The following is a 24,169-nucleotide window of genomic DNA, read 5'->3' as shown; positions in this document are numbered from 1 at the left end:
GCAAGGCAAAGCAGGCAGCAGGCAGCAATACAAAGAATAATGACAGCCGGCGCAAGCGCTTTGCTGGCGCTCCGTGCCGGGAGGAGACTTGCGCGAATGGAACAACCGATGACGGACGATCCTGCTATTGCCGGTGTTGCCGGCATGCCTGCCGATACCCCCGCCGGCACGCATGCGCCGGTGCAGAGCCGCCAGCGCATGCGCGACGGCACCGAGCTGCTGCTGCGCACCTGGCAGCCCGATCCGGCGCGCTTTGCCGAGCCGCTCGGCTCGGTGCTGCTGGTGCATGGGCTTGCCGAGCATGCCGGACGCTACCAGCATGTGGCCGATGTGCTGTGCGGGCTGGGCCTGCGCGTGCGTGCGCACGACCTGCGCGGCCATGGTGCCAGCGGCGGCGCGCGCATGGTGGCGGACCATCAGGATGCCTACCTGGACGACCTCGCCGAGATCTACGATGCCGCGGTGCCTGGCTGGCACGAGTTGCCGATCCTGCTTGGCCACAGCATGGGCGGGCTGATTGCGGCACGCTTTGCCACCGCGCGCGTGCGCCCGGTACGCGCGCTGGTGCTGTCCTCGCCCGCGCTGGCGCTGCGGCTGTCGGGACCGATGCTGGCGCTGCACCGCGTGCTGCTGGCGCTGGCACCGCGGCTGCGCGTGCCCAATCCGATCGATGCGCGGCTCTTGTCGCACGACCCCGCCGTGGTGGCCGCCTACCGCTCGGATCCGCTGGTGCAGACGACCATCACCGCCAGCGTACTGGAGAGCTTTATCGGCGGCATGGCGCAGGCCCAGGCCGATGCCGCGCTGCTGGAGGCCCCCACGCTGATGCTGGTCGGCGGCGCCGACCGCGTGGTGGACCCGGCCGGCAGCCGCCGCTTCTTCGACAACGCGCCGCCGGCGTTGCGCGAACAGGTCTGGTTCGAGCATGGCTACCACGAGATCTTCAATGAAGCGCAGCCGCTGCGCGGCGAAGTGTTCGCGGCGCTGACCGGCTGGCTGCAGCGCCACCTGCAGCAGCACGGAAGCTAGGTCCGGAACACCGACTCGGCCACGCCGAACACTGCCGCGACCACCGGGTCGTCGCGGCGCGTGGCCAGGCATACCAGCGTCAGCTCGGTCTGCACCGAGACCCCTTCCACGATCACCAGCCCGTGCGCATGCGATTCGCGCAGCGCGATCGCGTCGCGCACCAGTGACAGCCCCACGCCGGAGCGCACCAGGTCCAGCATCGACGCCTCCTGGTCGACATGCGCCACCTTGGGCACGCCGGCCGGATCGACGCCGGCCTGCGCAAAGCGCGCCGACAAGAGCCGGTTGTGCGCCGATTCCGGTGGCGTCCAGATCCATGGCAGTGTTGCCAGCTGCGCCCATGAGCGCAGCGCGGTGCGCTCTTTCCAGCCCTTGGGCGCCACCACATAGTAAGAGAAGGGCGTCAGCGTCAGCGCATGGAAGCCGGCGTCGGGCGGCTGGCCCAGGTAGAAGCCCACGTCGAGCGCGCCGCTGCGTACCTGTTGCAGCACCCAGCCCGACATGCCGTGGCGCAGTTCGGTGCCGATCTGCGGATGGCGTTCCACCAGCGTGCGCAGCATCGGGCCAAGCCGCGTGAATTCCGGGTCGAGGATGGTGCCGATCGCCAGCCGGCCGCGCACGGTGTGATGCATCGCGCTGACGGTGTGCTGCAGGTCGCCCACGCCATCGAGGATGCGCTCAGCCAGCGGCAGCAATGCGGCGCCGTCGGCGGTCAGCGTCAGGCCCGCGGCAGTGCGCTCGAACAGCCGGATGCGCCACGCCGATTGCAGCGCCTTCAACTGCAGGCTCACTGCGGGCTGCGTCAGGTGCAGCCGCTGCGCGGCGCGGGTCAGGTTGCCCTCGCGCGCGACGGCAACGAAGGCGCGCAGGTGGTGGAGGTCCAAGGCGGTGTCGGGGCGAAAGGTGGCGCCGGAGCGTGGCGTGGTGCGGCGCAATATTTTGCGGAGCTTATATTGCGATTGACGATAAATCATTGGACGGGGCCGCGCAACTGCACCAAGCTTGCGCTCAATACGGCCCGGCACGCCTTGTGCCGCGCGGCAGCGATGCCAGTGCGATGCTGGCGGATGTTTGCGCCAGTGTCTTCACCAGACGCAAAGATCGGGCAAGCCGCATGCCGTCAGCGACCCAGCATTCAGGAGCGGAAGTGGAAGACATCCTTGCAGAAGCCAGCGCAGTGCAGACCATCATCGGCCATAGCATCGCAGGCCGGCAGACACGCGGCGCATCGCAGCGTCTGGCCGATATCTATAACCCCGCCACCGGCGAAGTCGCAGCACGCGTGGCGCTTGGCACCACGCAGGACGTGGCCGATGCCGTCGCCGCCGCCCAGGCCGCGTTCCCCGCCTGGGCCGACACGCCGCCGCTGCGCCGCGCGCGCATCCTGTTCAAGTTCAAGGAACTGCTCGACCAGCACCACGATGACCTGGCCGCGCTGATCACGCGCGAGCATGGCAAGGTGTTCTCGGATGCGAAGGGCGAAGTCACGCGCGGCATCGAGGTGGTGGAATTCGCCTGCGGCATCCCCAACCTGCTCAAGACCGATTTCACCGACAACATCGGCGGCGGCATCGACAACTGGAACCTGCGCCAGCCGCTGGGCGTGGTGGCCGGCATCACGCCGTTCAACTTCCCGGTGATGGTGCCGATGTGGATGTTCCCGGTGGCAATCGCCTGCGGCAATACCTTCGTGCTGAAGCCGTCGGAGCGCGATCCGTCGCCGAGCCTGCTGATTGCCGATCTGCTGCGCCAGGCGGGATTGCCCGATGGCGTGTTCAATGTCGTGCAGGGCGACAAGGAAGCCGTGGACGCGCTGCTCGCGCATCCGGACGTCCAGGCGCTGTCGTTCGTCGGCTCGACGCCGATCGCCGAGTACATCTATACGGAAGGGACCAAGCACGGCAAGCGCGTGCAGGCCTTGGGCGGCGCCAAGAACCACCTGGTGGTGATGCCGGATGCCGATCTCGACCAGGCGGTCGATGCGCTGATCGGTGCCGCGTATGGTTCTGCCGGCGAGCGCTGCATGGCGATCTCGGTCGCTGTAGCGGTGGGCGACGTCGCCGACAAGCTGGTGCCGCGTCTCGCCGAACGCGCCAGCTCGCTGAAGATCCGCAACGGCATGGAGTCCGACGCCGAAATGGGTCCGCTGGTAACCGCTGCGCACAAGGCCAAGGTGGAGGGCTATATCGCCAAGGGCGTGGAAGAAGGCGCGACGCTGGTGACCGATGGCCGCGGTCACACCGTACCCGGCCATGAGAACGGCTTCTATGTCGGCGGCACGCTGTTCGACAACGTCAAGCCGGATATGACGATCTACAAGGAAGAGATCTTCGGTCCGGTGTTGTCGGTGGTGCGCGTGCATGACTTTGCCGAAGCCGTGGCGCTGATCAATGCGCATGAATTCGGCAACGGCGTATCGTGCTACACCAGCGACGGCGGCATCGCGCGCGCGTTCGCGCGGCAGATCCAGATCGGCATGGTCGGCATCAACGTGCCGATTCCGGTGCCGATGGCATGGCATTCATTCGGTGGCTGGAAGCGATCGCTGTTTGGCGACCATCACGCCTATGGCGAAGAGGGCGTGCGTTTCTACACGCGCTACAAGAGCGTGATGCAGCGCTGGCCGGATTCGATTGCCAAGGGCGCTGAGTTCACCATGCCGGTGGCGAAATAGGCCGCGACGATGATGACAAGAACAGCGATGGAGACATTCGACTACATCATCGTGGGGGCCGGTTCAGCCGGCTGTGTCCTGGCGAACCGCCTGACGCAGGATGCGGACGTCAACGTGTTGCTGCTGGAGGCCGGCGGCAAGGACGACTACCACTGGATCCATATCCCGGTGGGCTACCTGTACTGCATCGGCAACCCGCGCACCGACTGGCTCTATCGCACCGAGGCCGAGGCCGGGCTGAACGGCCGCTCGCTGGGCTATCCGCGCGGGCGCGTGCTGGGCGGTTGCTCGTCGATCAACGGCATGATCTATATGCGCGGCCAGCGCGAGGATTATGACGCGTGGGCGCGGCTGACCGGCGACGATGGCTGGCGCTGGGACAATGTGCTGCCGCTGTTCAAGCGCAGCGAGGACCACCACCGCGGCCCGAGCGAATTCCATGGCGCCGGCGGCGAATGGCGCGTGGAAGGCCAGCGCCTGCGCTGGGACATCCTGGAGCGCTTTGCTGATGCCGCCGAAGAGGCGGGGATTCCGCGCACAGAGGATTTCAACCGCGGCGACAACTTCGGCGTCGGCTATTTCGAAGTGAACCAGCGCCGCGGCATCCGCTGGAACACGGCCAAGGCCTTCCTGCGGCGTGCGTCTGAGCGTCCCAACCTGACCATCGTCACCGGGGCGCAGGTGAGCGGGCTGACCTTCGACGGGCGCCGCTGCACTGGCGTGAACTATATCGGCGGCGGCCGGGCGCAGACTGCGGTGGCCAGGCAGGAAGTGATCCTGGCCGCGGGCGCGGTCAATACGCCGCAGCTGCTGGAACTGTCGGGCATCGGCCAGGCCGAGCGCCTGCAGGCGCTCGGTATCCCGGTGCGCCATGCGCTGCCCGGCGTGGGCGAGAACCTGCAGGACCACCTGCAGCTGCGCTCCGTGGTGAAGGTCAGCGGCGTGCGCACGCTCAACACGCGCGCCGCGAGCCTGTGGGGCAAGTTCTGCATCGGCGTGCAGTACGCCTTCAACCAGAGCGGTCCGATGAGCATGGCGCCGTCGCAGCTGGGCGCCTTTGCGCGCTCTGACCTGGCTCAGGCGCGGCCGAACGTGGAGTACCACGTGCAGCCCTTGTCGCTGGACAAGTTCGGCGACCCGCTGCATGCGTTCAATGCCTTTACCGCGAGTGCCTGCAACCTGCGGCCGACCTCGCGCGGCAGCGTGCATATCGGCAGCGCGGATTTCCGCCAGGCGCCGGTGATCGCGCCCAATTACCTGGCGACCGACGAGGATCGGAAAGTCGCGGCCGACTCCATCCGGCTCACGCGCCGTATCGTGGCGTCGCCGGCGCTGGCGCCGTACCAGCCCGAGGAATGGCTGCCGGGTCCGGCATTCCAGACCGACGAACAGCTGGCCGAAGCGGCCGGCAATATCGGCACCACCATCTTCCATCCGGTGGGCACCTGCAAGATGGGCCGCGCCGACGACCCGATGGCCGTGGTCGACCATCGCCTGCGCGTGCTGGGCATCGACGGCCTGCGCGTGGTCGATGCCTCGGTGATGCCGCTGATCACGTCGGGCAACACCAATTCGCCGACCATCATGATCGCCGAGCGCGCCAGCGACCTGATCCGCGAAGACCGCCGGCAGGGCCTGGCCGCGGCAGAAGTATTGGTGCAATCAGCGCCGGCGGCAGCCGCTGCAGGCGCCTGACATGAGCGCGCCACTTGGTCGCGGGCGGGGTCGTGATCAAGTGGCGCATCCTGCTCATGTGCGATCGCAAAAAAACTGACACTTGGTTCATGTTTCATAGTGCAAACCCCGATGTTTTGCGATGCAACAGGCGCACACAATAGACGCCTCACAGGGTGCGTCGGCAGCACATCGAAGCCATCGCCGCAACCTGCGCGGGAGCCGCCCCGCACCAAAACAGAAAGCCGCAGGCCGGGCCGCAACCATGGCCAGCCTGACGGAACAAGCGGCAGCAAGGGCCTACAAGGCCGGTTCGGACCATTGTCAGTGCCGGGCATCACCCCGGCAGTTCAGCAAGAGGGCGGGCAGGAGACATGAACCAGCAGGAAACCATCCTGGAAACGCGGAACCTCACCAAGGAGTTCAAGGGGTTCACGGCGGTGAGCGACGTCAACCTGCGGGTACGCCGCGGGTCGATCCATGCCTTGATCGGCCCCAACGGCGCCGGCAAGACGACTTGCTTCAACCTGCTCACCAAGTTCCTGGAGCCGACCACCGGCACCATCCTTTTCAACGGCATCGACATCACCCGTGAAAAGCCCGCGCAGATCGCGCGGCGCGGCGTGATCCGTTCGTTCCAGATCTCGGCGGTATTTCCGCACCTGACGGTGATGGAGAACGTGCGCATCGGGCTGCAGCGGCAGCTCGGCACGGCGTACCAGTTCTGGCGCAGCGAGCGCTCGCTGGACGTGCTCAATGACCGCGCCATGGAGCTGCTCGAACAGGTCGGCCTGACCGAGTTCGCGCAGACGCTGACGGTGAACCTTCCATACGGCCGCAAGCGCGCGCTGGAGATTGCCACCACGCTGGCAATGGAGCCCGAGCTGATGCTGCTCGACGAACCCACGCAGGGCATGGGCCACGAAGACGTGGACCGCGTCACGCAGCTGATCAAGAAGGTTTCGGCGGGCCGCACCATCCTGATGGTGGAGCACAACATGAGCGTGGTCTCGTCGATCGCCGACAAGATCACCGTGCTGCAGCGTGGCGCGATCCTGGCCGAAGGGCCGTATGCGGAAGTCTCGAAGGATCCGCGCGTGATGGAGGCCTACATGGGCACCGTCGACGCGGAACTGCAGGGCGCGCACTGAGCCGGGAGACCAATGAGATGACGACATCCAACACACCCGCGCTCGAGATCAGGGACCTGCACGCCTGGTACGGCGAATCGCACATCCTGCACGGCGTGGACCTGACCGTGAACCGCGGCGAAGTGGTCACGCTGCTGGGCCGCAACGGCGCTGGCCGCACCACCACGCTGCGCGCGATCATGGGACTGACCGGCACGCGCAAGGGCTCGATCAAGGTCAATGGCCACGAGACCATCAGCCTGCCCACGCACAAGATCGCGCACTACGGCATTGGCTATTGCCCCGAAGAACGGGCGATCTTCTCCAGCCTCTCATGCGAAGAGAACCTGATGCTGCCGCCGGTGCTGAAGGGCGCCGACACCAGCAAGGGCATGAGCGAGACCGATATCTACGAGATGTTCCCGAACCTGAAGGAGCGCCGCCAGAGCCAGGGCACGCGTCTTTCCGGCGGTGAGCAGCAGATGCTGGCGGTCGGGCGCATCCTGCGCACCGGCGCCAACCTGCTGCTGCTCGATGAAATCTCGGAAGGATTGGCACCGGTGATCGTGCAGGCGCTTGCGCGCATGATCCTGATGCTCAAGCAGAAGGGGTACACGGTGGTGATGGTGGAGCAGAACTTCCGCTTCGCCGCGCCGTTGGCGGACCGCTTCTACGTGATGGAGCACGGCAGCATCGTCGAGCGCTTCGCGGCCAATGAGCTGCAGGCCAAGATGCCGGTGCTGCACGAACTGCTCGGGGTCTGATCCGCACGGATCATGGGTTGATGTTTGGCAGGAACGGGTGGCGCGCACGCCGCCGCAAATCAGGAGACATAGAGATGAAAAAGACTCGGCTCGCGGCCGCGATGGCTGCCATTGCCATGGGTGCGGTTTCCTTCAGCGCCGTTGCCCAGGTGTCCGGCGACACCGTGAAGATCGGCTATATCACCGACATGTCGGGCCTGTACGCCGACATCGACGGCCCCGGCGGCCTGGAAGCCATCAAGATGGCGGTCGAGGACCGCGGCGGCAAGGTGCTGGGCAAGCCCATCGAAATCGTCTCGGCCGACCACCAGAACAAGGCCGACATCGCCGCCTCGAAGGCGCGCGAATGGATGGACCAGCAGGGCCTGGACATGCTGCTGGGCGGCACCAACTCCGGCACCGCGCTGGCCATGAACAAGGTGGCCTCAGAGAAGAAGCGCGTCTACATCAACATCGGCGCCGGCACGGCGCGCCTGACCAACGAAGAGTGCTCGCCGTACACGGTGCACTACGCCTATGACACCGTGGCGCTGGCCAAGGGCACCGGCAGCGCGGTGGTCAAGCAAGGCGGCAAGTCGTGGTTCTTCCTGACCGCCGACTACGCCTTCGGCCATTCGCTGGAAAGCGACACCGCGGCCGTGGTCAAGGCCAACGGCGGCTCGGTGGCGGGCCAGGTGCGCCATCCGCTGTCGGCATCGGACTTCTCGTCGTTCCTGCTGCAGGCGCAGTCGTCCAAGGCGCAGATCCTGGGCCTGGCCAACGCCGGCGGCGACACCATCAACGCGATCAAGGCGGCCAAGGAATTCGGCATTACCAAGTCGATGAAGATCGCTGGCCTGCTGATGTTCATCAACGATGTGCACAGCCTCGGGCTGAAGAACACCGAAGGCCTGCTGATGACAGACAGCTGGTACTGGGACATGAACGACGACACCCGCAAGTTCGCCAACCGCTTCTTCGGCAAGATGAAGAAGATGCCGAGCAGCCTGCAGGCGGCGGACTACTCGGCGGCCAGCACCTACCTGAAGGCGGTGGAAGCAGCCAAGACCGACGATCCGGACAAGGTCATGGCTGAACTCAAGAAGATGAAGATCAACGACTTCTACACCAAGGGTTATATCCGCCAGGACGGCCGGGGCATCCACGACATGTACCTGATGCAGGTGAAGTCCGCGGCAGAGTCGAAGAAGCCGTGGGACTACCTGAAGGTGGTCGCGACCATCCCGGGCGACCAGGCCTTTACCACGGTGGCCGAGTCGAAGTGCGCAATGCTGAAGAAATAAGCTGATGTGAGATCCGCCGGCGGCGCGCCACCTGCGTGCCACCGGCATCGGACGCGGTTCCTTGCTGCGGTGTTCGCCAACGGTGTTCGCCGCAGCGTTCGCATTACCTGGCACCAACCGCAGCAATCCCCGCCATACAACGGCGGTATCAACGGCACTCCGCGATGGACATCTTCGGAATCCCCTTGCCGGCCATGCTTTCCCAGCTCTTGCTGGGGCTGGTCAACGGCGCCTTCTATGCGATGCTGAGCCTGGGCCTGGCGGTTATCTTCGGCCTGCTCAACGTCATCAATTTCGCGCACGGCGCGCTCTTCATGCTGGGCGCGGTGCTGGCCTGGATGGGCATGGAGTACGCCGGGCTGAACTACTGGATCATGCTGCTGCTGTCGCCGCTGGTCGTCGCCGCGCTGGGCGTGGTGATCGAGAAGACCATGCTGCGCTGGATCTACAAGCTCGACCATATCTACGGCCTGCTGCTGACGCTGGGCATCACGCTGGTGGTCGAGGGCATCTTCCGCTCGATCTACGGCGTCTCCGGGCTGCCGTACTCGACGCCGGACGCGCTGCAGGGCGCGACCGACCTGGGCTTCATGATTCTGCCCAACTACCGCGCGTGGGTCGTGGTGGCGTCGCTGGTGGTGTGCTTCGCCACCTGGTACGTGATCGAGAAGACCAAGCTGGGCGCCTACCTGCGCGCCGGCACCGAGAACCCCAAGATGGTCGAGGCCTTCGGCGTCAACGTGCCGCTGATGGTGACGCTGACCTACGGCTTCGGCGTCGCGCTGGCCGCGTTCGCGGGCGTGCTGGCGGCGCCGGTGATCCAGATCTCGCCGCTGATGGGGCAGAACCTGATCATTATTGTGTTCGCGGTGGTGGTGATCGGCGGCATGGGTTCGATCATGGGTTCGATCCTGACCGGCCTGGGGCTGGGCGTGGTCGAGGGGCTGACCAAGGTGTTCTATCCGGAAGCGTCGTCGACCGTGGTGTTCTTCATCATGGTGATCGTGCTGCTGCTGCGCCCGGCCGGGCTGTTCGGGAAGGAGAAGTGATGAGCACACCCTCCACATCATCGACGCCATCCACGGTGGCGGCCAACGCGGGCAACGCAGGAAAGGGACAAGGCGTGCAGAAGAAACTGTTGTACGGATTGCTGCTGCTGGCACTGGTGGCCGCGCCGCTGGCCGGTGCGTATCCGGTGTTCGTGCTCAAGGTGCTGTGCTTTGCGCTGTTTGCGTGCGCCTTCAACCTGCTGATCGGCTATACCGGACTACTGTCGTTCGGCCATGCGGCCTTTTTCGGCGGCGCTGGCTATGCCGCCGGCCATGCCATGAAGGTCTGGGGCGTGACCCCGGAAATCGGCCTGATCCTGGGCACCGGTGCGGGCGCGCTGATCGGCTACGTGGTGGGCTCGCTGGCCATCCGCCGGCAGGGCATCTACTTCTCGATGATCACGCTGGCGCTGGCGCAGATGCTGTTCTTTATCTGCCTGCAGGCGCCGTTCACCGGCGGCGAGGACGGCCTGCAGGGCATCCCGCGCGGCAAGCTGTTCGGGCTGCTGCCGCTGTCGGACGACCTGACGCTGTACTACGTCGCGCTGGCGATCATTGTGGCCGCCTTTGCGCTGATCGTGCGCACGGTGCATTCGCCGTTCGGGCAGATCCTGAAGGCGATCAAGGAGAACGAGCCGCGCGCGATCTCGCTGGGCTATGACGTCGACCGCTTCAAGCTGACCGCCTTCGTGCTGTCGGCGGCGCTGTCGGGGCTGGCCGGCTCGATCAAGGCGCTGGTGCTGGGCTTCGAGACGCTGACCGACGTGCACTGGTCGATGTCGGGCTCGGTCATCCTGATGACGCTGGTCGGCGGCCTGGGCACATTGTCGGGCCCGATTGTCGGTGCCTTCGTGGTGGTCGCGCTGGAGAACAAGCTGGGCGATATCGGCAACTTCCTGGCGTCGGTCACCGGCATCTCCTGGTTCGGCACGCTGGGCGAGTCGGTGACAATGGTGACCGGTGTGATCTTCGTGATCTGCGTGCTGACTTTCCGCCGTGGCATCATGGGCGAACTGCTGGCGCGCTTCGGGGGCCACTCGGGCAAGCGGGAGTAAATGCAGGAGTGACTGCGGGTCGACATGCCCGATTCTGGGGCTAGGGTTTTTTCTAGCTTGTCCTCGATGCACCGCTTCGTTACATTCCATATACGGTTTTCGCAGGTTAAATGGAGGCGGAAGCGAGGAGACGACAGGCGCGCACCCGGTGTCGGGTAGCAGCGTTATAAATAAAGGGCGTTGCCGGGTGATCCTCGGCAACGCTTTTTTCATTTGCGCTTCCCAACGCCTCCTGTGGCGCTTTCGCCCCATCATGGGGCATCCAGGCCGCATCGGCGTCACCTGGCTATCCTCCACATGCGACAATGCGGGCGCTCTCGCTGCCCGCCATGCCTGCCATCCCTGATTCCCCTGACTCCCCAGCCGTTCCGGATCGTCCTCACGCACCCGCGCCGCAGGGCTTGGTACGCCTCGGGCTGGGTGCCGACGCAGCCATGCTGGAGGCCTGGCTGGATACGGTGCAGCCACTGCCGGTGCCCGCCGCCCGCGCGCGCCGGCTGATGCTGGACGACCTGCTGGCCCAGTCCGGTCGCGGCATCTGCCTGCTGGTGGGCGAGGCGCAGGCTCCACATAATCTGCTGGCGTGCCTGCCGGTGGCGCTGCTCCCGAGCCTGGAGCTTGCCGGGCTGGCCGCCTGCGGCATCGAATGGTGGGTACGGCCCGGGCTGGACGGCGGGTCCCGCCGTGCCTGCCTTGAGGCCTGCTGCGCCACGCTGGCCGACTGGGGCCGCGCCCACGGTATCCGCCACGCGCTGCTGGCGCCGGGGCTGGTGGCAGGGCATGGCGGCGCGCCGCCGGGCTTCAGCCCGCATGGCAACGGCATGTGGCACCGCAGTTTGGTGCCGGCGGCCAAGGTGCTGGGCTGAACCGGCGCCGCCCGGCTGCCCGCACCGATCTCCTCCGATCTTTCCCTTTTCGCTTCCCTGCTTCCTGCAATGACGGAATTCGCATTCCTGGCGGTTGCCGCCTTTCTCGCCGGCCTGATCGACGCGGTCGCCGGCGGCGGCGGCCTGGTACAGATCCCGGCAATGTTCTCGGCCTATCCCAATATCGCGCCGGCCACGCTGCTGGGCACCAACAAGATGGGCTCGATCGCGGGCACCGCCAACGCGGCGCTGCGCTACGGCCGCAGCGTGCGCATCTACTGGGGCGCGACCGCGCCCGCGGTGGTGGCGGCCCTTATCTTCTCGATGGCCGGTGCCTGGGCGCTGACCAGGATCCCGGCGGAGCCGCTGCGCAAGGCGCTGCCGTTCGTGCTGGTGGTGTTGCTGGTCTACACCGTGGCCAAGAGGGACCTGGGCACGGAACATGCGCCGACGTTGTCGGGGTCGCGCGAGCGCGTCGCGGCGCTGCTGGCTGGGGCTGCCATCGGCTTCTATGACGGCGTGTTTGGCCCGGGCACCGGCAGCTTCCTGATGATCGCGTTCGTGCGGGTGTTCGGCTATGACTTCCTGCACGCGGCGGCCTCGACCAAGGTGGTCAACCTTGCCACCAACCTGGCGGCGCTGCTGTTGCTGGCCAGCAAGGGCCATGTCTGGTGGCAACTGGGCCTGGTGATGGCAGTGGCCAACATCGCCGGCAGCCAGGTGGGCAGCAAGCTGGCCCTGCGCCACGGCAGCGCCTTCGTGCGCAAGGTGTTTATCGTGGTGGTGAGCGCGCTGATCCTGAAGACCGCCTGGGACGCGTTCCTGCGCTGACGGCAGGCGGCGCGCGCGATGCGGGTTAATCCTCCCTTTTCGCACTAGGTCGCTGTGCTAGACTCGATCCGCATTCCCGACCGATCGGTCGGTGAATAGCCGGAGCGCGCCTATCCGGGGGAGTGGTGCGGACGGGGAAATTGGGGAGCGGCCTCGCGTCGTTCCTGGTTGTAGCGCAGGTGCCGGCGATGTGCCTGCGTTGACCCGAGGGGTCGATCCAAGAACGGGCATCCGCCGGTGGACGCCGGACGGATGCCTTTCCGTTTCAGGAACCGAAGGAGACAAGATGGATTTCAAGCGCGCCAGCCTGCTGGCAATCGCTGCGGCGAGCCTGGTTGCCGGTGCAGCCCAGGCACAGGTCAAGGTCGGGGTGACGGTGTCGGCGACGGGTCCGGCGGCATCGCTGGGTATTCCGGAGAAGAACACCTTCACGCTGATGCCCAAGGAAATCGCGGGCAAGAAGATCGAGTACATCGTGCTGGACGATGCCTCCGACACCACCACCGCGGTCAAGAACACCCGCAAGCTGATCAGCGAAGACAAGGTCGACGTGGTGGTGGGTTCCACCGTGACGCCAAACTCGCTGGCGATGGTTGACGTGGTGGCCGAGAACGAGACGCCGATGATCACCATGGCCGCCTCGGCCCGCATCATCGAGCCGATGGACGCCAAGCGCGCCTGGGTTTTCAAGACGCCGCAGAATGACTCGCACATGGCGACCGCCATTGCCGAGCACATGACCAACAACAACGTGAAGACGGTGGCCTTCATCGGCTTCGCGGACGCCTATGGCGACAGCTGGGCGCAGGAATTTGCCAAGGTGGCGGAGCTGCGCAAGATCAAGGTGGTCGCCAACGAGCGCTTTGCCCGTACCGATACCTCGGTCACCGGCCAGGTGCTGAAGATGATGAGCGCCAACGCCGACGCCGTGCTGATCGCAGGCTCGGGTACGCCCGCGGCGCTGCCGGCCAAGACGCTCAAGGAGCGTGGCTACAAGGGCAAGATCTACCAGACCCATGGCGTGGCCAATGCCGACTTCCTGCGTGTGTGCGGCAAGGATTGCGAAGGCACCTTCCTGCCGGCTGGACCGCTGCTGGTGGCTGAGCAATTGCCGGACAGCAATCCGGTGAAGAAACCGGCCATGTCCTACAAGACTGCTTATGAGAAGGCCTTCGGCGGCCAGGTCTCGACCTTCGGCGGTCATGCCTGGGATGCGGGGCTGATCTTGCAGCATGCCATTCCCGAGGCGCTGAAGAAGGGTCAGCCGGGTAGCAAGGAATTCCGTAAGGCGTTGCGGGAGGCGATGGAGCAGACCAAGAATCTGCCGGTGTCGCATGGGATCATGAACATGAGTGCTACCGACCACCTTGGCTTCGATCAGCGGGCGCGGGTGATGGTGCAGATTGTTGATGGGAAGTGGAAGTTGCTGACTAAGTGACGGTTGGGGGGGCGGCGTGGTGCTATGCGGTTGGGTGTCGCTCGTGGCAAGCGCTGCTGTTTCGCCGGCGTAGCCGGCGAGTCACTTTTTGTCCGAGCGACAAAAAGTGACCAAAAAACGCGTCGCCTATGCGGCTGGCAATCAATTCCAGGGCGTTGGTCGTTCGCACGGTGGTGCTTGCCGTTGGGGCGTGGTTGCCCGTTCGACCCTGCTGCGCCATGTGAGTGTGGCGCAGTGCCTGCGTTAACCCACTATTGAACGATCCCCATGCAGGGTGTAGGCCGCCTGCTGCTAACGGCATCGCGGGAGGCCTACGGCTGCTACGCAGACCCAAAATGCGCTGACGGCATTGGGCGCTTGCGCGGAGCGCAGCCGAAGGCGTTGATGCGATATCGCTGGACAGCCCACGCCCGCCACACGCCTCTCGTTAGGGCTTGTCCTGTACTTCCACAATGGACAATCCGTTTACTATTGCGTAAATCCCAAAGCGCATAGCACCCTGTCGGCCCCCATATGATGCAGGCAGGTATTTCCAAAAGACGGGGAGACAATGGACTTATCAATCGCTGCCATCCTGGCCCAGGACGGCATCACCTCGGGCGCGATCTACGCGCTGCTGGCGCTGGCCCTGGTGCTGGTGTTCTCGGTGACCCGGGTCATCTTCATCCCGCAAGGGGAGTTTGTTGCCTACGGTGCGCTGACGCTGGCGGCGATGCAGGCCGGGCACGCGCCGCAGACCAGCTGGCTGCTGTTGGCGATGGGGGCGCTGACCTTCGTCTATGAAACCGTCGCGGTGCTGCGCAGCGCTGAGTTGCGCCGCACGCTGGGCCAGCGGCTGGCGGTGCTGGCCGGCAAGTACCTGGTATTCCCGCTCGCGGTGCACTGGCTGGCGCAGCAGTATGGCGCGCAGCCGCTGCCGATGCTGGCGCAGATCGCGCTGACGCTGCTGATCATCATCCCGCTGGGGCCGATGTTGTACCGGCTCGCCTACCAGCCGCTGGCCGAAGCCAGCACGCTGGTGCTGCTGATCGTCTCGGTCGGCGTGCACTTTGCGCTGGTGGGGCTGGGCCTGGTGATGTTCGGCGCGGAGGGCTCGCGCACCAATGCGTTCTCGGACGCGCGCTTCGACGTGGGGGCGCTCAGCATCTCGGGCCAGAGCCTGTGGATCGTGGGCGTGTCGGCGCTGCTGATCGGCGCGCTGTACTTCTATTTCGAGCGCACGCTGCAGGGCAAGGCGCTGCGCGCGACCGCGGTGAACCGGCTGGGTGCGCGCCTGGTCGGCATCGGCACCACGCAGGCGGGGCGGCTGTCGTTCACGCTGGCCGCGGCGATGGGTGCGCTGTGCGGCATCCTGATCGCGCCGCTGACCACCGTGTACTACGAGTCGGGCTTCCTGGTGGGCCTGAAGGGCTTTGTCGGCGCCATCGTCGGCGGGCTGGTGAGCTACCCCGTGGCGGCGCTGGGTGCGCTGCTGGTGGGGCTGCTCGAATCCTATTCGTCCTTCTGGGCCAGCGCGTTCAAGGAGGTCATCGTCTTCACACTGATCATTCCGGTGCTGCTGTGGCGCTCGCTGACGAGCAAGCATGTCGAGGAGGAGGAATAAGCCATGACCATGCTGACCGACAAGCAGGCGGCGGTGACCAGTGCCGAGGCAGGCAGCCGTGCGCGGCTGAACCGCAACCGGGTCCTGGTGCTGGCTTTCATTGTGGTGCTGGTGTTGCTGCCGGCGCTGCCGACGCCGGAGTTCTGGATCACGCTGGGCAATTACATCGGCCTGTACAGCATCGTCGCGATCGGGCTGGTGCTGCTGACCGGGGTGGGCGGCATGACCTCGTTCGGGCAGGCGGCGTTCGTGGGGCTGGGCGCATACAGCACTGCGTACCTGACCACGCAGTTCGGGCTGTCGCCGTGGTTCGGGCTGCTGGTGGGGCTGGTGATCACGATGGCATCGGCCTATGTGATCGGGCTGATCACGATGCGCATGTCTGGCCACTACCTGCCGCTGGCGACCATTGCCTGGGGCCTGTCGCTGTTCTTCCTGTTCGGCAACCTGGAGTTCCTGGGCAAGTATGACGGCCTGAACGGGATCCCGGTGCTGTCGTTCTTCGGCATCGAACTGCAGTCGGGCCGCTCGATGTTCTACCTGATCTGGGCGGTAGTGCTGCTGGCCGTGCTGGCGATGCAGAACCTACTGAACTCGCGCCCGGGCCGCGCCATCCGCGCGCTCAAGGGCGGCGGCGTGATGGCCGAGGCCATGGGTGTGAACACCGCGTGGATGAAGGTGGTGATCTTCGTAGTGGCGGCAGTGCTGGCGTGCGTGTCGGGCTTCCTGTACGCGCACCTGCAGCGCGCGGTGAACCCGACGCCGTTTGGCCTGAACTACGGCATCGAGTACCTGTTCATGGCCGTGGTCGGCGGCGTGGGCCATGTGTGGGGCGCGGTGCTGGGCGCGGGCATCCTGACCATCCTGAAGGATGTGCTGCAGGGCGTGCTGCCCAAGTTGCTCGGTGCCAATGGCAACTTCGAGATCATCGTCTTCGGCGTGCTGCTGGTATTGCTGCTGCAATACGCGCGCGATGGCATCTGGCCGTTCCTGCGGCATCTGGTTCCTTCGGGTCCGCCGGTACTGGCGCCGGCGCAGGCCGAGGCCCTGGCCGTGCGCCAGAAGCCCGACGCCGGCGAACTGATCCTGGATGTTCGCGCTGCGCGCAAGGAGTTCGGCGGGCTGGTAGCGGTGAACGATGTCAGCTTCCAGGTGCGCGCGGGCGAGATCATCGGGCTGATCGGTCCCAATGGTGCCGGCAAGTCCACCACCTTCAACCTGGTGACGGGCGTGCTGCCGGTCACGCGCGGGGAGGTGCGTTACCGTGGTGAAGTGATATCGGGCCTGCCGTCGCGCGAGATCGTCAAGCGCGGCATCGGCCGCACCTTCCAGCACGTGCACCTGCTGCCGACCATGACGGTGCTGGAGAACGTGGCCATCGGCGCGCACCTGCGCGGCGATTTCCGCGCACAGGGCGGCGTCTCGGCCGCGATCCTGCGCATGAACAAGGCCGAGGAAGAGAAGCTGCTGTTCGAAGCGAAGCGCCAGCTTGAGCGCGTGGGCCTGGCCGATTGCATGTATATGGAAGCAGGCAGCCTCGCGCTGGGCCAGCAGCGGATTCTTGAAATCGCGCGTGCACTGTGCTGCGACCCGGCGCTGCTGTTGCTGGACGAGCCGGCAGCGGGTCTGCGCTACAAGGAGAAGCAGGCGCTGGCCGAGCTGCTGCGCAAGCTCAAGGGCGAGGGCATGAGCGTGCTGCTGGTCGAGCACGACATGGACTTCGTGATGAACCTGACCGACCGGCTGGTGGTGATGGAATTCGGCACGCGCATTGCCGAGGGCGTGCCTGAGGAAGTGCAGAAGAACCCCGCGGTGCTGGAAGCCTATCTGGGTGGCGTGGAGTAAGGACCGGACATGAGCCTGATTCTCGAAGTGAAGGACCTCCACGTCCGCTACGGCAAGGTGGAAGCGGTGCACGGCGCCAACCTGAAGGTGGAGGCCGGCAAGATCGTCACGGTGATCGGCCCCAATGGCGCCGGCAAGTCGACCATGCTCAATGCGATCATGGGTGCGCTGCCGGTGACGGGGTCGTCGAACGGTTCGGTGAGCTACCTCGGCCACGACATGGCCGGCATTCCGGTGGAGGGGCGCGTTGCGCGCGGCATGTGCCTGGTCCCGGAGAAGCGCGAGCTGTTCGCGTCGATGACGGTGGAGGACAACCTGCAGCTGGGGGCCTTCCGCCGCAAGCGCGCCGGCGAGAAGAACTACCTGGACCAGATGGACGTGGTCTACGACCTGTTCCCGCGCCTGCGCGAGCGCGCCCGCCAGGACGCCGGCACGCTCTCCGGCGGCGAGCGCCAGATGCTTGCGGTGGGCCGCGCGCTGATGGCCAAGCCGCAGTTGCTGATGCTGGACGAGCCCAGCCTTGGCCTGGCACCGCTGATCGTGAAGGAGATCTTCCACATCATCAGCAACCTGCGCCAGACCGGCGTGGCCACGCTGCTGATCGAGCAGAACGCACGCGCCGCGCTGCAGGTGGCGGACTACGGCTATGTGATCGAGACCGGCGATATGGCGATGGAAGGGCCGGCCGACGAGTTGGCGGCGAATCCGAAGGTGATCGAAACATATCTTGGATTGGCAAAAAAGGCGGCTTGATCCGCTCGGTTTTCGCCAGAGGAATGAGGGCCTGCGGATGCAGGCCCTTTTCTATTGGTGGTGTGAATAACTTTGGGGATAACCCAATTCCGAGGCGCTTCGGACGGGTGTCGGCACCGGTGCGCTGATGTAGGTACGCCAGTATCTATTGGAATGATTTTTGCCAATCCAATTTACGGAATAACATCCATGCAGATAATAATTTGCGGAATTTTATCTGTAGGATGAATGCACTTTTGCAGAATTTTTGTTCTACAAGTCATCTGGTGAATAAAGTATTGGCGCCGCTGCCTGTATCTTTCGCTGCGGTCTCCAGCAGCCAATCCCGGAAGCAGGTCAGCGCCGGATGATCGCGCCGTTCCTTCGGCGCACACAGGAAATAGCCCCGTTGCAGCGAAATTGGCAGGTCAAACGGCGCCGTTACGCGTCCGGCGGCAATTTCGTCGCGTACCAGGCACCGCTGCAGCACGGCGACGCCCATGTCGGCGCGCACCGCCTGGATCAGGATCGAGACCTGGTCGAACGCTGTGGATAACCTTGGCGCAGCGTTGGGTACGCCGGCGGCCTGCAGCCAGTTTTGCCAGTTCGCCGGCGCGGTGGTGTGGTAGAGCAGGGGCTCGTCCAGCAACTCCGCGGGAGACTGCCAGCGGCCGGCCTCGCGCCGTGCCCGCGCGCGGTCCGGATGGCAGACCGGCACCATTTCACGTCCCACCACGTAGTCGACCTGCAGGCTCGGCCACTTGCTGGCTTCACCGGCCAGGATGGCGGCGTCCGGTGACGGGCCGGAGAGGTCCTCGTCGCGCTGGTACGGGACGAAGTCCAGCCGGATTTCCGGATGGCGGCGGTGGAAGTCCGGCAGGCGCGGCACCAGCCAGACGCTGGCCAGCGTGGGCACGATCGATAGTGTCAGGTGGTGCCGGCGGTCGCCGGCGCGCAAGGCGGCGCTGGCGTGCTCGATCGCGGCCAACGGCTCGGCCACGGCATCGAGCAATTGCTGGCCGGCATCGGTCAGCATCAGGCGGTGCGCATTGCGTTGCAGCAGCGGCTGGGCGAAGTGCGCTTCCAGCCGTGCAATGGCGCGGCTGACAGCACCTTGCGTCACGCACAGCTCGTCGGCTGCGCGCGTGAAGCTGCCCAGCCGTGCCGCGGCGGCAAAGGCGTGCAGTTCGGACATCGATGGGGAATGCAGCCGCATGGCGGGGAGGGCGGGGCCGGGGGGAAGTTAACTTCCGGAGCGGACGCCGCAAGAATGATCTTTGGTAATGCAAACGTGCAATATAGTCGTTTGTGCACAGCCGGTAAACGGCTGACACTCGCCCGGTTCATGCACATAACCAACAGGAGAAACCCCATGATCCGAGCCCGGATATCCCGCCGCCAGCTGCTGCTGTCCGGCACCGCTGCCGCGGCCACGCTGGCCTTTGCCGGTAGCGCCTTCGCGCAAGGCAACTACCCGACGCGCCCGATCCGCCTGATCGTGCCGTTTGCGGCAGGCGGCTCCACTGACCTGTCGGCGCGCCTGGTGGCCGAGTTTGCCGGCCGCGAGCTGGGCCAGACGATCGTGGTCGAGAACAAGGGTGGCGCCGGCGGCTCGGTGGGCATGGAGCAGGTGGCCAACGCCGCGCCGGATGGCTACACCATCGGCATGGCCACGGTCAGCACGCACGGCTCTAACCCCGCTGTATACCCGAAGCTCAAGTACGACCCGATCAAGGACTTTGCCCCGGTCACCAACGTGGTGTCGATGCCAAGCGTATTCACGGTGCACCCGAGCGTGCCGGCGAAAACCATGCAGGAGTTCATCGCACTGGCCAAGGCCAATCCGGGCAAGTATTCGGTTGCCTCGCCGGGCACAGGGACCCTCGGCCACGTAAACCTTGAGAACTTCCAGATGCTGGCGAAGATCGAGCTGCTGCATGTGCCGTACAAGGGCGCCGGCCTTGGGCTCAATGATGCGGTGGCGGGGCAGGTCAATGCCATCTCGGACAACCTGGCTTCCGCGCTGCCTCACGTGAAGTCGGGCCGTCTGCGCGCGCTGGCGGTGCTTGGCGCCACGCGCTCGCCGCAGTTGCCAAACGTGCCCACCTATGCGGAACTGGGCTACAAGGAGATGGGCGACGGCGGTTGGTTCGGCATCGTCGCGCCCGCGGGCACGCCGCCCGTCATCGTGGCAAGGCTGAACCAGGCCATCCACAAGGCCATGCAGAACCCTGAATTCAAGCGCAAGGTGGAAGAGTCCGGCGGCACATTGGTGCCGACCACGCCGGAGCAGTTCAAGGCCCAGATCCAGCAGGCCATGGCGCGCTATGCCCGCGTTGCCAAGGCCGCCAACATCCAACTGGACTGACACATGGCTGAAGCGAATCACCTGGCCGCCGCGCTGCCGCCGGTCATTGTGCGCCTGCCGGAAGGGGAGGTGCTACCGCTGGTGTGCGACTCGCCGCACAGCGGCACCGCCTACCCGGCCGACTTCGGCGCTGCGATCCCTGCCGCGCGCCTGCGCGGGGGCGAGGACACACACGTCGACGCTCTGTGGGAGGCCGTGCCCGCAGCAGGCGGTACGCTGCTGGCGGCGACTTTCCCGCGCGTCTATATCGACCCGAACCGGATGGCCGACGATATCGATCCGGCCCAGCTCGACGGCGCCTGGTCGACAGCGCTGGCCCCAGGGCCGAAGACGCAACTGGGCTACGGCCTGATCTGGAGCCGGATCGATGCCAGCACGCCGATCTATGACCGGCGCCTGTCCGTAGCGGAAGTGCAGGGCCGTATCGACGGCTACTACCGGCCGTACCATGCGGCGCTGGCCGAGGCCGTGGAGAGCGCCTACCAGCGCTTTGGCGTGCTCTGGCACCTGAACCTGCACTCCATGCCCAATAACGCCTACGAGCGGCTCAAGATCGACAGCCCACACCCGCTGGCGGACTTTGTGCTGGGCGACCGGGACGGCACCACCTGCGAGCCGGGGCTGGTCGACCTGGTCGAACGGGAACTGCGCGGCATGGGCTACACGGTGGCGCGCAACGACCCATACAAGGGCGTGCAGCTGATCGCACAGATCGGCCGGCCGGCCGAGCGGCGCAATAGCCTGCAGATTGAGATTCGGCGGCCGCTGTATATGGACGAGGTGACACGCGAGCGCAATGCCGGGTTCACCACCTTGCAGCGCGATCTTGGCAAGCTGACCGAGCAGGTTGCGGGCTACATCCGCGCGCAACTCTGAGGCGCTTGTTCCACGTGAAACATCCGGCCGGGCCATGTGCCCGGCCTTTTTGTTTCACGTGGAACAAAACGTCGCTTTCAAGCGACTCGCCGGGTATCGCCAACGCCATGTTTCACGTGAAACATGGTTACCGTCGGAAAGCGGCTTGTCGATTGCCGCTATAATTTCGCATTCCCGTATTTTCCCGCCAGCCTCCCGGAGGAGGTGTCCCATGCTTTACCCAAAAGAATTCGATGTCATCGTCGTCGGCGGTGGCCATGCCGGCACTGAAGCTGCACTCGCCGCGGCCCGTATGGGCTGCCAGACGCTGCTGCTGACTCACAACATCGAGACGCTGGGCCAGATGAGCTGCAACCCGTCCATCGGGGGCATCGGCAAGGGGCACCTGGTCAAGGAAGTGGACGCCATGGGCGGTGCCATGGCCGCAGCCACGGACGAGTCCGGCATCCAGTTCCGCATCCTCAACTCCAGCAAGGGCCCGGCGGTACGTGCCACGCGCGCCCAGGCGGACCGCGTGCTATACCGCAAGGCGATCCGTACGAGGCTGGAGAACCAGCCGAACCTGATGCTGTTCCAGCAGGCCGTGGACGACCTGATGGTGGAGGGCGACCGCGTAGTCGGCGCTATGACGCAGGTCGGCATCGCCTTCCGCGCCCGCGCGGTGGTGCTGACCGCCGGCACCTTCCTGGACGGCAAGATCCACGTCGGGCTGGACAACTACACCGGCGGCCGCGCCGGCGACCCGGCAGCGGTGTCGCTGTCGGCGCGCCTGAAGGACCTGAAGCTGCCGCAAGGCCGCCTGAAGACCGGCACGCCGCCGCGTATTGACGGCCGCACCATCGATTTCTCGGTGATGGAAGAGCAGCCTGGCGACCTGGATCCGGTACCGGTGTTCTCCTTCCTGGGCCGTCCGGAGCAGCACCCGCAACAGCTGCCATGCTGGATCACCCATACCAACAGCCGTACCCACGACATCATCCGTGGCGGGCTGGACCGCTCGCCGATGTACACCGGCGTGATCGAAGGGGTAGGGCCGCGCTACTGCCCGAGCATCGAGGACAAGATCCATCGCTTTGCCAGCAAGGAAAGCCACCAGATCTTCCTGGAACCCGAAGGCCTGACCACCAACGAGTTCTACCCCAACGGGATCTCGACCAGCCTGCCGTTCGACGTGCAGCTGGAACTGGTGCACTCGATCCGCGGGATGGAGAACGCGCATATCCTGCGTCCCGGCTATGCGATCGAGTATGACTACTTCGATCCGCGCGGGCTGAAGGCATCGCTGGAGAGCAAGTCGATCCGCGGCCTGTTCTTTGCGGGGCAGATCAATGGCACCACCGGCTATGAAGAAGCCGCCGCGCAGGGCCTGCTGGCCGGCATCAACGCTGGCTGCTATGTGCGCGAACGCGATGCGTGGACGCCGCGCCGTGACCAGGCCTACCTGGGCGTGCTGGTCGACGACCTGATTACCCGCGGTGTGACCGAGCCGTATCGCATGTTCACCAGCCGCGCGGAATTCCGCCTGAGCCTGCGGGAAGACAATGCCGATATGCGCCTGACTGAGGTCGGCCGTGAACTGGGCGTGGTCGACGATGCGCGCTGGGATGCCTTCAACCGCAAGCGCGACGCTGTTTCACGTGAAACAGAGCGCCTGAAGAGCACATGGGTCAACCCGGCCATGCTGCCGGCCGAAGATGCCATGCCGCTGCTGGGCAAGCCGATCGAGCGCGAGTACAGCCTGGCCGACCTGCTGCGCCGGCCCGAAGTCCGCTATGAAGCACTGATGGCGCTGCAGGGCGGCCGCCATGCCCCGGAAACGCCGCTGGACGCCGAGCCGATGCTGGCGGAGCAGATCCGCGAGCAGATCGAGATCGGCATCAAGTACCACGGCTATATCGCCCGCCAGGCGGCCGAGGTCGACAAGCTGGAAGCCAATGAGTCGACCCGCCTGCCGGAAGGGCTGGACTACACCGAAGTGCGTGGCCTGGGCTTCGAGGTCAGTCAGAAGCTGAACCAGCATCGTCCGGAAACGCTGGGCCAGGCCTCGCGCATTTCCGGCGTGACGCCGGCCGCGATCTCGCTGCTGCTGGTGCACCTGAAGAAGAAGGGGCTGGGGCGCATGCGCGCTGAGTCGGGCGCACCTTCCGGCAACTCCGAAGAGGCCGCCTGAGTGCCCGGTCCGCGACACACCATGACCGACGACGCCGCGCAGCGTCGTCGCCTTGAAGCCGGTCTGGCCGAGATCGGGCTGGCGCTGGCGCCGGCCCAGATCGACACCTTGTTTGCCTACCTGGCGCTGCTGCGCAAGTGGAACGGCGTCTACAACCTGACCGCAATCCGCCACCCCGATGAGATGCTTACGCATCACATGCTGGACTCGCTTGCCGCCGTGCCGGCACTGGCCGAAGCCGCGCGCGCCGCAGAGGTAGGCACGCCGGCGCGGGGCAGGGTATTGGACGTGGGCTCGGGCGGCGGCATGCCCGGCCTGCCGCTGGCCATCGCCTGTCCCGACGTGTCGGTGCTGATGGTGGACATCGTGCAGAAGAAGACCGCCTTCCTGACCCAGTGCCGTGCGCAACTCGGGCTTTCCAATGCCGCGGCGCATTGGGGGCCGGTAGAGAAGCTGGACGATGACGATGGCTTTGCCGTGATCACCTCGCGCGCGTTTGCCGAGCTGACTGACTTCGTGAACCTGTCGGGCCAGCTCCTCGCACCGCACGGCAAGCTGATCGCCATGAAGGGTGTTTATCCACAGGCCGAGCTGGACCGCATGGAAGCTGCCGGGCTGATGGCGCAATGGCAGGTCGATGCGGTGCCCCACATCACTGTGCCCGGGCTGGATGCCGAGCGCCACCTGGTGGTGCTGTCGCGGCGCGCAAGCGCCAACGCATGATGTACGCCGTGGCGCTGCGTGCAGCGCCACGAACTGCCAGCCCCGCGCTGGCCGGATGA

At 65.7% G+C, this 24,169-nt stretch carries 20 protein-coding genes; 18 read left to right on the top strand and 2 right to left on the bottom strand.

Translation table 11 applies throughout. The features are described 5' to 3' along the window. Positions 1-96: 96 nt before the first annotated feature. Positions 97-1,029, top strand: coding sequence for an alpha/beta hydrolase (locus tag CNE_RS17685; protein WP_013958411.1), 933 nt, complete (start codon positions 97-99; stop codon positions 1,027-1,029). On the opposite strand, the gene CNE_RS17680 is transcribed toward CNE_RS17685, so the two are convergent. After that, complete coding sequence (locus CNE_RS17680) at positions 1,026-1,913, bottom strand: LysR family transcriptional regulator (protein WP_010811291.1); 888 nt, start codon at positions 1,911-1,913, stop codon at positions 1,026-1,028. The two genes, CNE_RS17685 and CNE_RS17680, sit on opposite strands and share 4 nt — an antisense overlap. A gap of 230 nt (positions 1,914-2,143) precedes the next feature. Between CNE_RS17680 and CNE_RS17675 the strand changes: the two genes are divergently transcribed. The 13 genes from CNE_RS17675 to CNE_RS17615 all read left to right on the top strand — a co-directional run bounded on the left by CNE_RS17675 (position 2,144) and on the right by CNE_RS17615 (position 17,994). Further along, complete coding sequence (locus CNE_RS17675) at positions 2,144-3,703, top strand: CoA-acylating methylmalonate-semialdehyde dehydrogenase (protein WP_238553021.1); 1,560 nt, start codon at positions 2,144-2,146, stop codon at positions 3,701-3,703. A 27-nt stretch (positions 3,704-3,730) separates the two neighbouring features. Next, on the top strand, positions 3,731-5,398 hold the full coding sequence (locus tag CNE_RS17670; protein WP_041228243.1) for a GMC family oxidoreductase: 1,668 nt from the start codon (positions 3,731-3,733) through the stop codon (positions 5,396-5,398). Positions 5,399-5,751: 353 nt separating this feature from the next. Beyond that, positions 5,752-6,528: an ABC transporter ATP-binding protein gene (locus CNE_RS17665; RefSeq protein WP_013958408.1), complete on the top strand. Its 777-nt coding sequence runs from the start codon at positions 5,752-5,754 to the stop codon at positions 6,526-6,528. A 17-nt stretch (positions 6,529-6,545) separates the two neighbouring features. Continuing rightward, entirely contained in the window at positions 6,546-7,271 is a 726-nt protein-coding gene (locus CNE_RS17660) for an ABC transporter ATP-binding protein (protein ID WP_013952151.1), read from the top strand. Between the two features lie 74 nt (positions 7,272-7,345). Next, the gene (locus tag CNE_RS17655) at positions 7,346-8,554 is read left to right on the top strand and encodes an ABC transporter substrate-binding protein (protein WP_013958407.1); all 1,209 of its coding nucleotides are present in this window, start codon (positions 7,346-7,348) and stop codon (positions 8,552-8,554) included. A 164-nt stretch (positions 8,555-8,718) separates the two neighbouring features. Continuing rightward, entirely contained in the window at positions 8,719-9,603 is an 885-nt protein-coding gene (locus CNE_RS17650; RefSeq protein WP_013958406.1) for a branched-chain amino acid ABC transporter permease, read from the top strand. Next, complete coding sequence (locus tag CNE_RS17645; protein ID WP_013958405.1) at positions 9,603-10,658, top strand: branched-chain amino acid ABC transporter permease; 1,056 nt, start codon at positions 9,603-9,605, stop codon at positions 10,656-10,658. The genes CNE_RS17650 and CNE_RS17645 overlap by 1 nt, the downstream gene beginning before the upstream one ends. A gap of 329 nt (positions 10,659-10,987) precedes the next feature. Beyond that, positions 10,988-11,524: a hypothetical protein gene (locus CNE_RS17640; protein WP_238553019.1), complete on the top strand. Its 537-nt coding sequence runs from the start codon at positions 10,988-10,990 to the stop codon at positions 11,522-11,524. A gap of 69 nt (positions 11,525-11,593) precedes the next feature. After that, complete coding sequence (locus CNE_RS17635; RefSeq protein WP_013958403.1) at positions 11,594-12,355, top strand: sulfite exporter TauE/SafE family protein; 762 nt, start codon at positions 11,594-11,596, stop codon at positions 12,353-12,355. Between the two features lie 286 nt (positions 12,356-12,641). Next, complete coding sequence (locus CNE_RS17630) at positions 12,642-13,793, top strand: ABC transporter substrate-binding protein (protein WP_013958402.1); 1,152 nt, start codon at positions 12,642-12,644, stop codon at positions 13,791-13,793. A gap of 550 nt (positions 13,794-14,343) precedes the next feature. Further along, on the top strand, positions 14,344-15,396 hold the full coding sequence (locus tag CNE_RS17625; RefSeq protein WP_013958401.1) for a branched-chain amino acid ABC transporter permease: 1,053 nt from the start codon (positions 14,344-14,346) through the stop codon (positions 15,394-15,396). Between the two features lie 3 nt (positions 15,397-15,399). After that, positions 15,400-17,241 (top strand): branched-chain amino acid ABC transporter ATP-binding protein/permease, encoded by a 1,842-nt coding sequence (locus CNE_RS17620; RefSeq protein ID WP_013958400.1) that lies wholly within the window; start codon positions 15,400-15,402, stop codon positions 17,239-17,241. Between the two features lie 9 nt (positions 17,242-17,250). Then, positions 17,251-17,994, top strand: coding sequence for an ABC transporter ATP-binding protein (locus tag CNE_RS17615; protein ID WP_013958399.1), 744 nt, complete (start codon positions 17,251-17,253; stop codon positions 17,992-17,994). A 259-nt stretch (positions 17,995-18,253) separates the two neighbouring features. On the opposite strand, the gene CNE_RS17610 is transcribed toward CNE_RS17615, so the two are convergent. Beyond that, positions 18,254-19,189 carry a LysR substrate-binding domain-containing protein gene (locus CNE_RS17610; protein WP_013958398.1) on the bottom strand — a complete coding sequence of 312 codons (936 nt, stop codon included), beginning with the start codon at positions 19,187-19,189 and terminating at the stop codon, positions 18,254-18,256. Between the two features lie 156 nt (positions 19,190-19,345). Between CNE_RS17610 and CNE_RS17605 the strand changes: the two genes are divergently transcribed. The 4 genes from CNE_RS17605 to rsmG all read left to right on the top strand — a co-directional run bounded on the left by CNE_RS17605 (position 19,346) and on the right by rsmG (position 24,110). After that, positions 19,346-20,341: a tripartite tricarboxylate transporter substrate binding protein BugE gene (locus CNE_RS17605; RefSeq protein WP_013958397.1), complete on the top strand. Its 996-nt coding sequence runs from the start codon at positions 19,346-19,348 to the stop codon at positions 20,339-20,341. A 3-nt stretch (positions 20,342-20,344) separates the two neighbouring features. Continuing rightward, the gene (locus CNE_RS17600) at positions 20,345-21,217 is read left to right on the top strand and encodes an N-formylglutamate amidohydrolase (RefSeq protein ID WP_013958396.1); all 873 of its coding nucleotides are present in this window, start codon (positions 20,345-20,347) and stop codon (positions 21,215-21,217) included. 211 nt (positions 21,218-21,428) lie between these two features. Further along, entirely contained in the window at positions 21,429-23,387 is a 1,959-nt protein-coding gene (mnmG, locus tag CNE_RS17595) for a tRNA uridine-5-carboxymethylaminomethyl(34) synthesis enzyme MnmG (RefSeq protein ID WP_013958395.1), read from the top strand. 21 nt (positions 23,388-23,408) lie between these two features. Continuing rightward, entirely contained in the window at positions 23,409-24,110 is a 702-nt protein-coding gene (gene rsmG, locus CNE_RS17590) for a 16S rRNA (guanine(527)-N(7))-methyltransferase RsmG (RefSeq protein ID WP_013958394.1), read from the top strand. The last annotated feature ends 59 nt before the right edge of the window (positions 24,111-24,169 follow it).

Origin of the sequence: Cupriavidus necator N-1 (assembly GCF_000219215.1) — a bacterium.
In the GTDB taxonomy this organism is placed as follows: domain Bacteria; phylum Pseudomonadota; class Gammaproteobacteria; order Burkholderiales; family Burkholderiaceae; genus Cupriavidus; species Cupriavidus necator.
This window is presented reverse-complemented; position numbering and strand designations above follow the sequence as displayed.

Bases quoted from the DNA above. Each gene is read 5' to 3' on its own strand.
- CNE_RS17685 (WP_013958411.1), top strand. From the start codon at position 97: ATGGAACAACCGATGACGGACGATCCTGCTATTGCCGGTGTTGCCGGC.
- CNE_RS17675 (WP_238553021.1), top strand. From the start codon at position 2,144: ATGCCGTCAGCGACCCAGCATTCAGGAGCGGAAGTGGAAGACATCCTT.
- CNE_RS17670 (WP_041228243.1), top strand. From the start codon at position 3,731: ATGGAGACATTCGACTACATCATCGTGGGGGCCGGTTCAGCCGGCTGT.
- CNE_RS17665 (WP_013958408.1), top strand. From the start codon at position 5,752: ATGAACCAGCAGGAAACCATCCTGGAAACGCGGAACCTCACCAAGGAG.
- CNE_RS17660 (WP_013952151.1), top strand. From the start codon at position 6,546: ATGACGACATCCAACACACCCGCGCTCGAGATCAGGGACCTGCACGCC.
- CNE_RS17655 (WP_013958407.1), top strand. From the start codon at position 7,346: ATGAAAAAGACTCGGCTCGCGGCCGCGATGGCTGCCATTGCCATGGGT.
- CNE_RS17650 (WP_013958406.1), top strand. From the start codon at position 8,719: ATGGACATCTTCGGAATCCCCTTGCCGGCCATGCTTTCCCAGCTCTTG.
- CNE_RS17645 (WP_013958405.1), top strand. From the start codon at position 9,603: ATGAGCACACCCTCCACATCATCGACGCCATCCACGGTGGCGGCCAAC.
- CNE_RS17640 (WP_238553019.1), top strand. From the start codon at position 10,988: ATGCCTGCCATCCCTGATTCCCCTGACTCCCCAGCCGTTCCGGATCGT.
- CNE_RS17635 (WP_013958403.1), top strand. From the start codon at position 11,594: ATGACGGAATTCGCATTCCTGGCGGTTGCCGCCTTTCTCGCCGGCCTG.
- CNE_RS17630 (WP_013958402.1), top strand. From the start codon at position 12,642: ATGGATTTCAAGCGCGCCAGCCTGCTGGCAATCGCTGCGGCGAGCCTG.
- CNE_RS17625 (WP_013958401.1), top strand. From the start codon at position 14,344: ATGGACTTATCAATCGCTGCCATCCTGGCCCAGGACGGCATCACCTCG.
- CNE_RS17620 (WP_013958400.1), top strand. From the start codon at position 15,400: ATGACCATGCTGACCGACAAGCAGGCGGCGGTGACCAGTGCCGAGGCA.
- CNE_RS17615 (WP_013958399.1), top strand. From the start codon at position 17,251: ATGAGCCTGATTCTCGAAGTGAAGGACCTCCACGTCCGCTACGGCAAG.
- CNE_RS17610 (WP_013958398.1), bottom strand. From the start codon at position 19,189: ATGCGGCTGCATTCCCCATCGATGTCCGAACTGCACGCCTTTGCCGCC.
- CNE_RS17605 (WP_013958397.1), top strand. From the start codon at position 19,346: ATGATCCGAGCCCGGATATCCCGCCGCCAGCTGCTGCTGTCCGGCACC.
- CNE_RS17600 (WP_013958396.1), top strand. From the start codon at position 20,345: ATGGCTGAAGCGAATCACCTGGCCGCCGCGCTGCCGCCGGTCATTGTG.
- mnmG (WP_013958395.1), top strand. From the start codon at position 21,429: ATGCTTTACCCAAAAGAATTCGATGTCATCGTCGTCGGCGGTGGCCAT.
- rsmG (WP_013958394.1), top strand. From the start codon at position 23,409: ATGACCGACGACGCCGCGCAGCGTCGTCGCCTTGAAGCCGGTCTGGCC.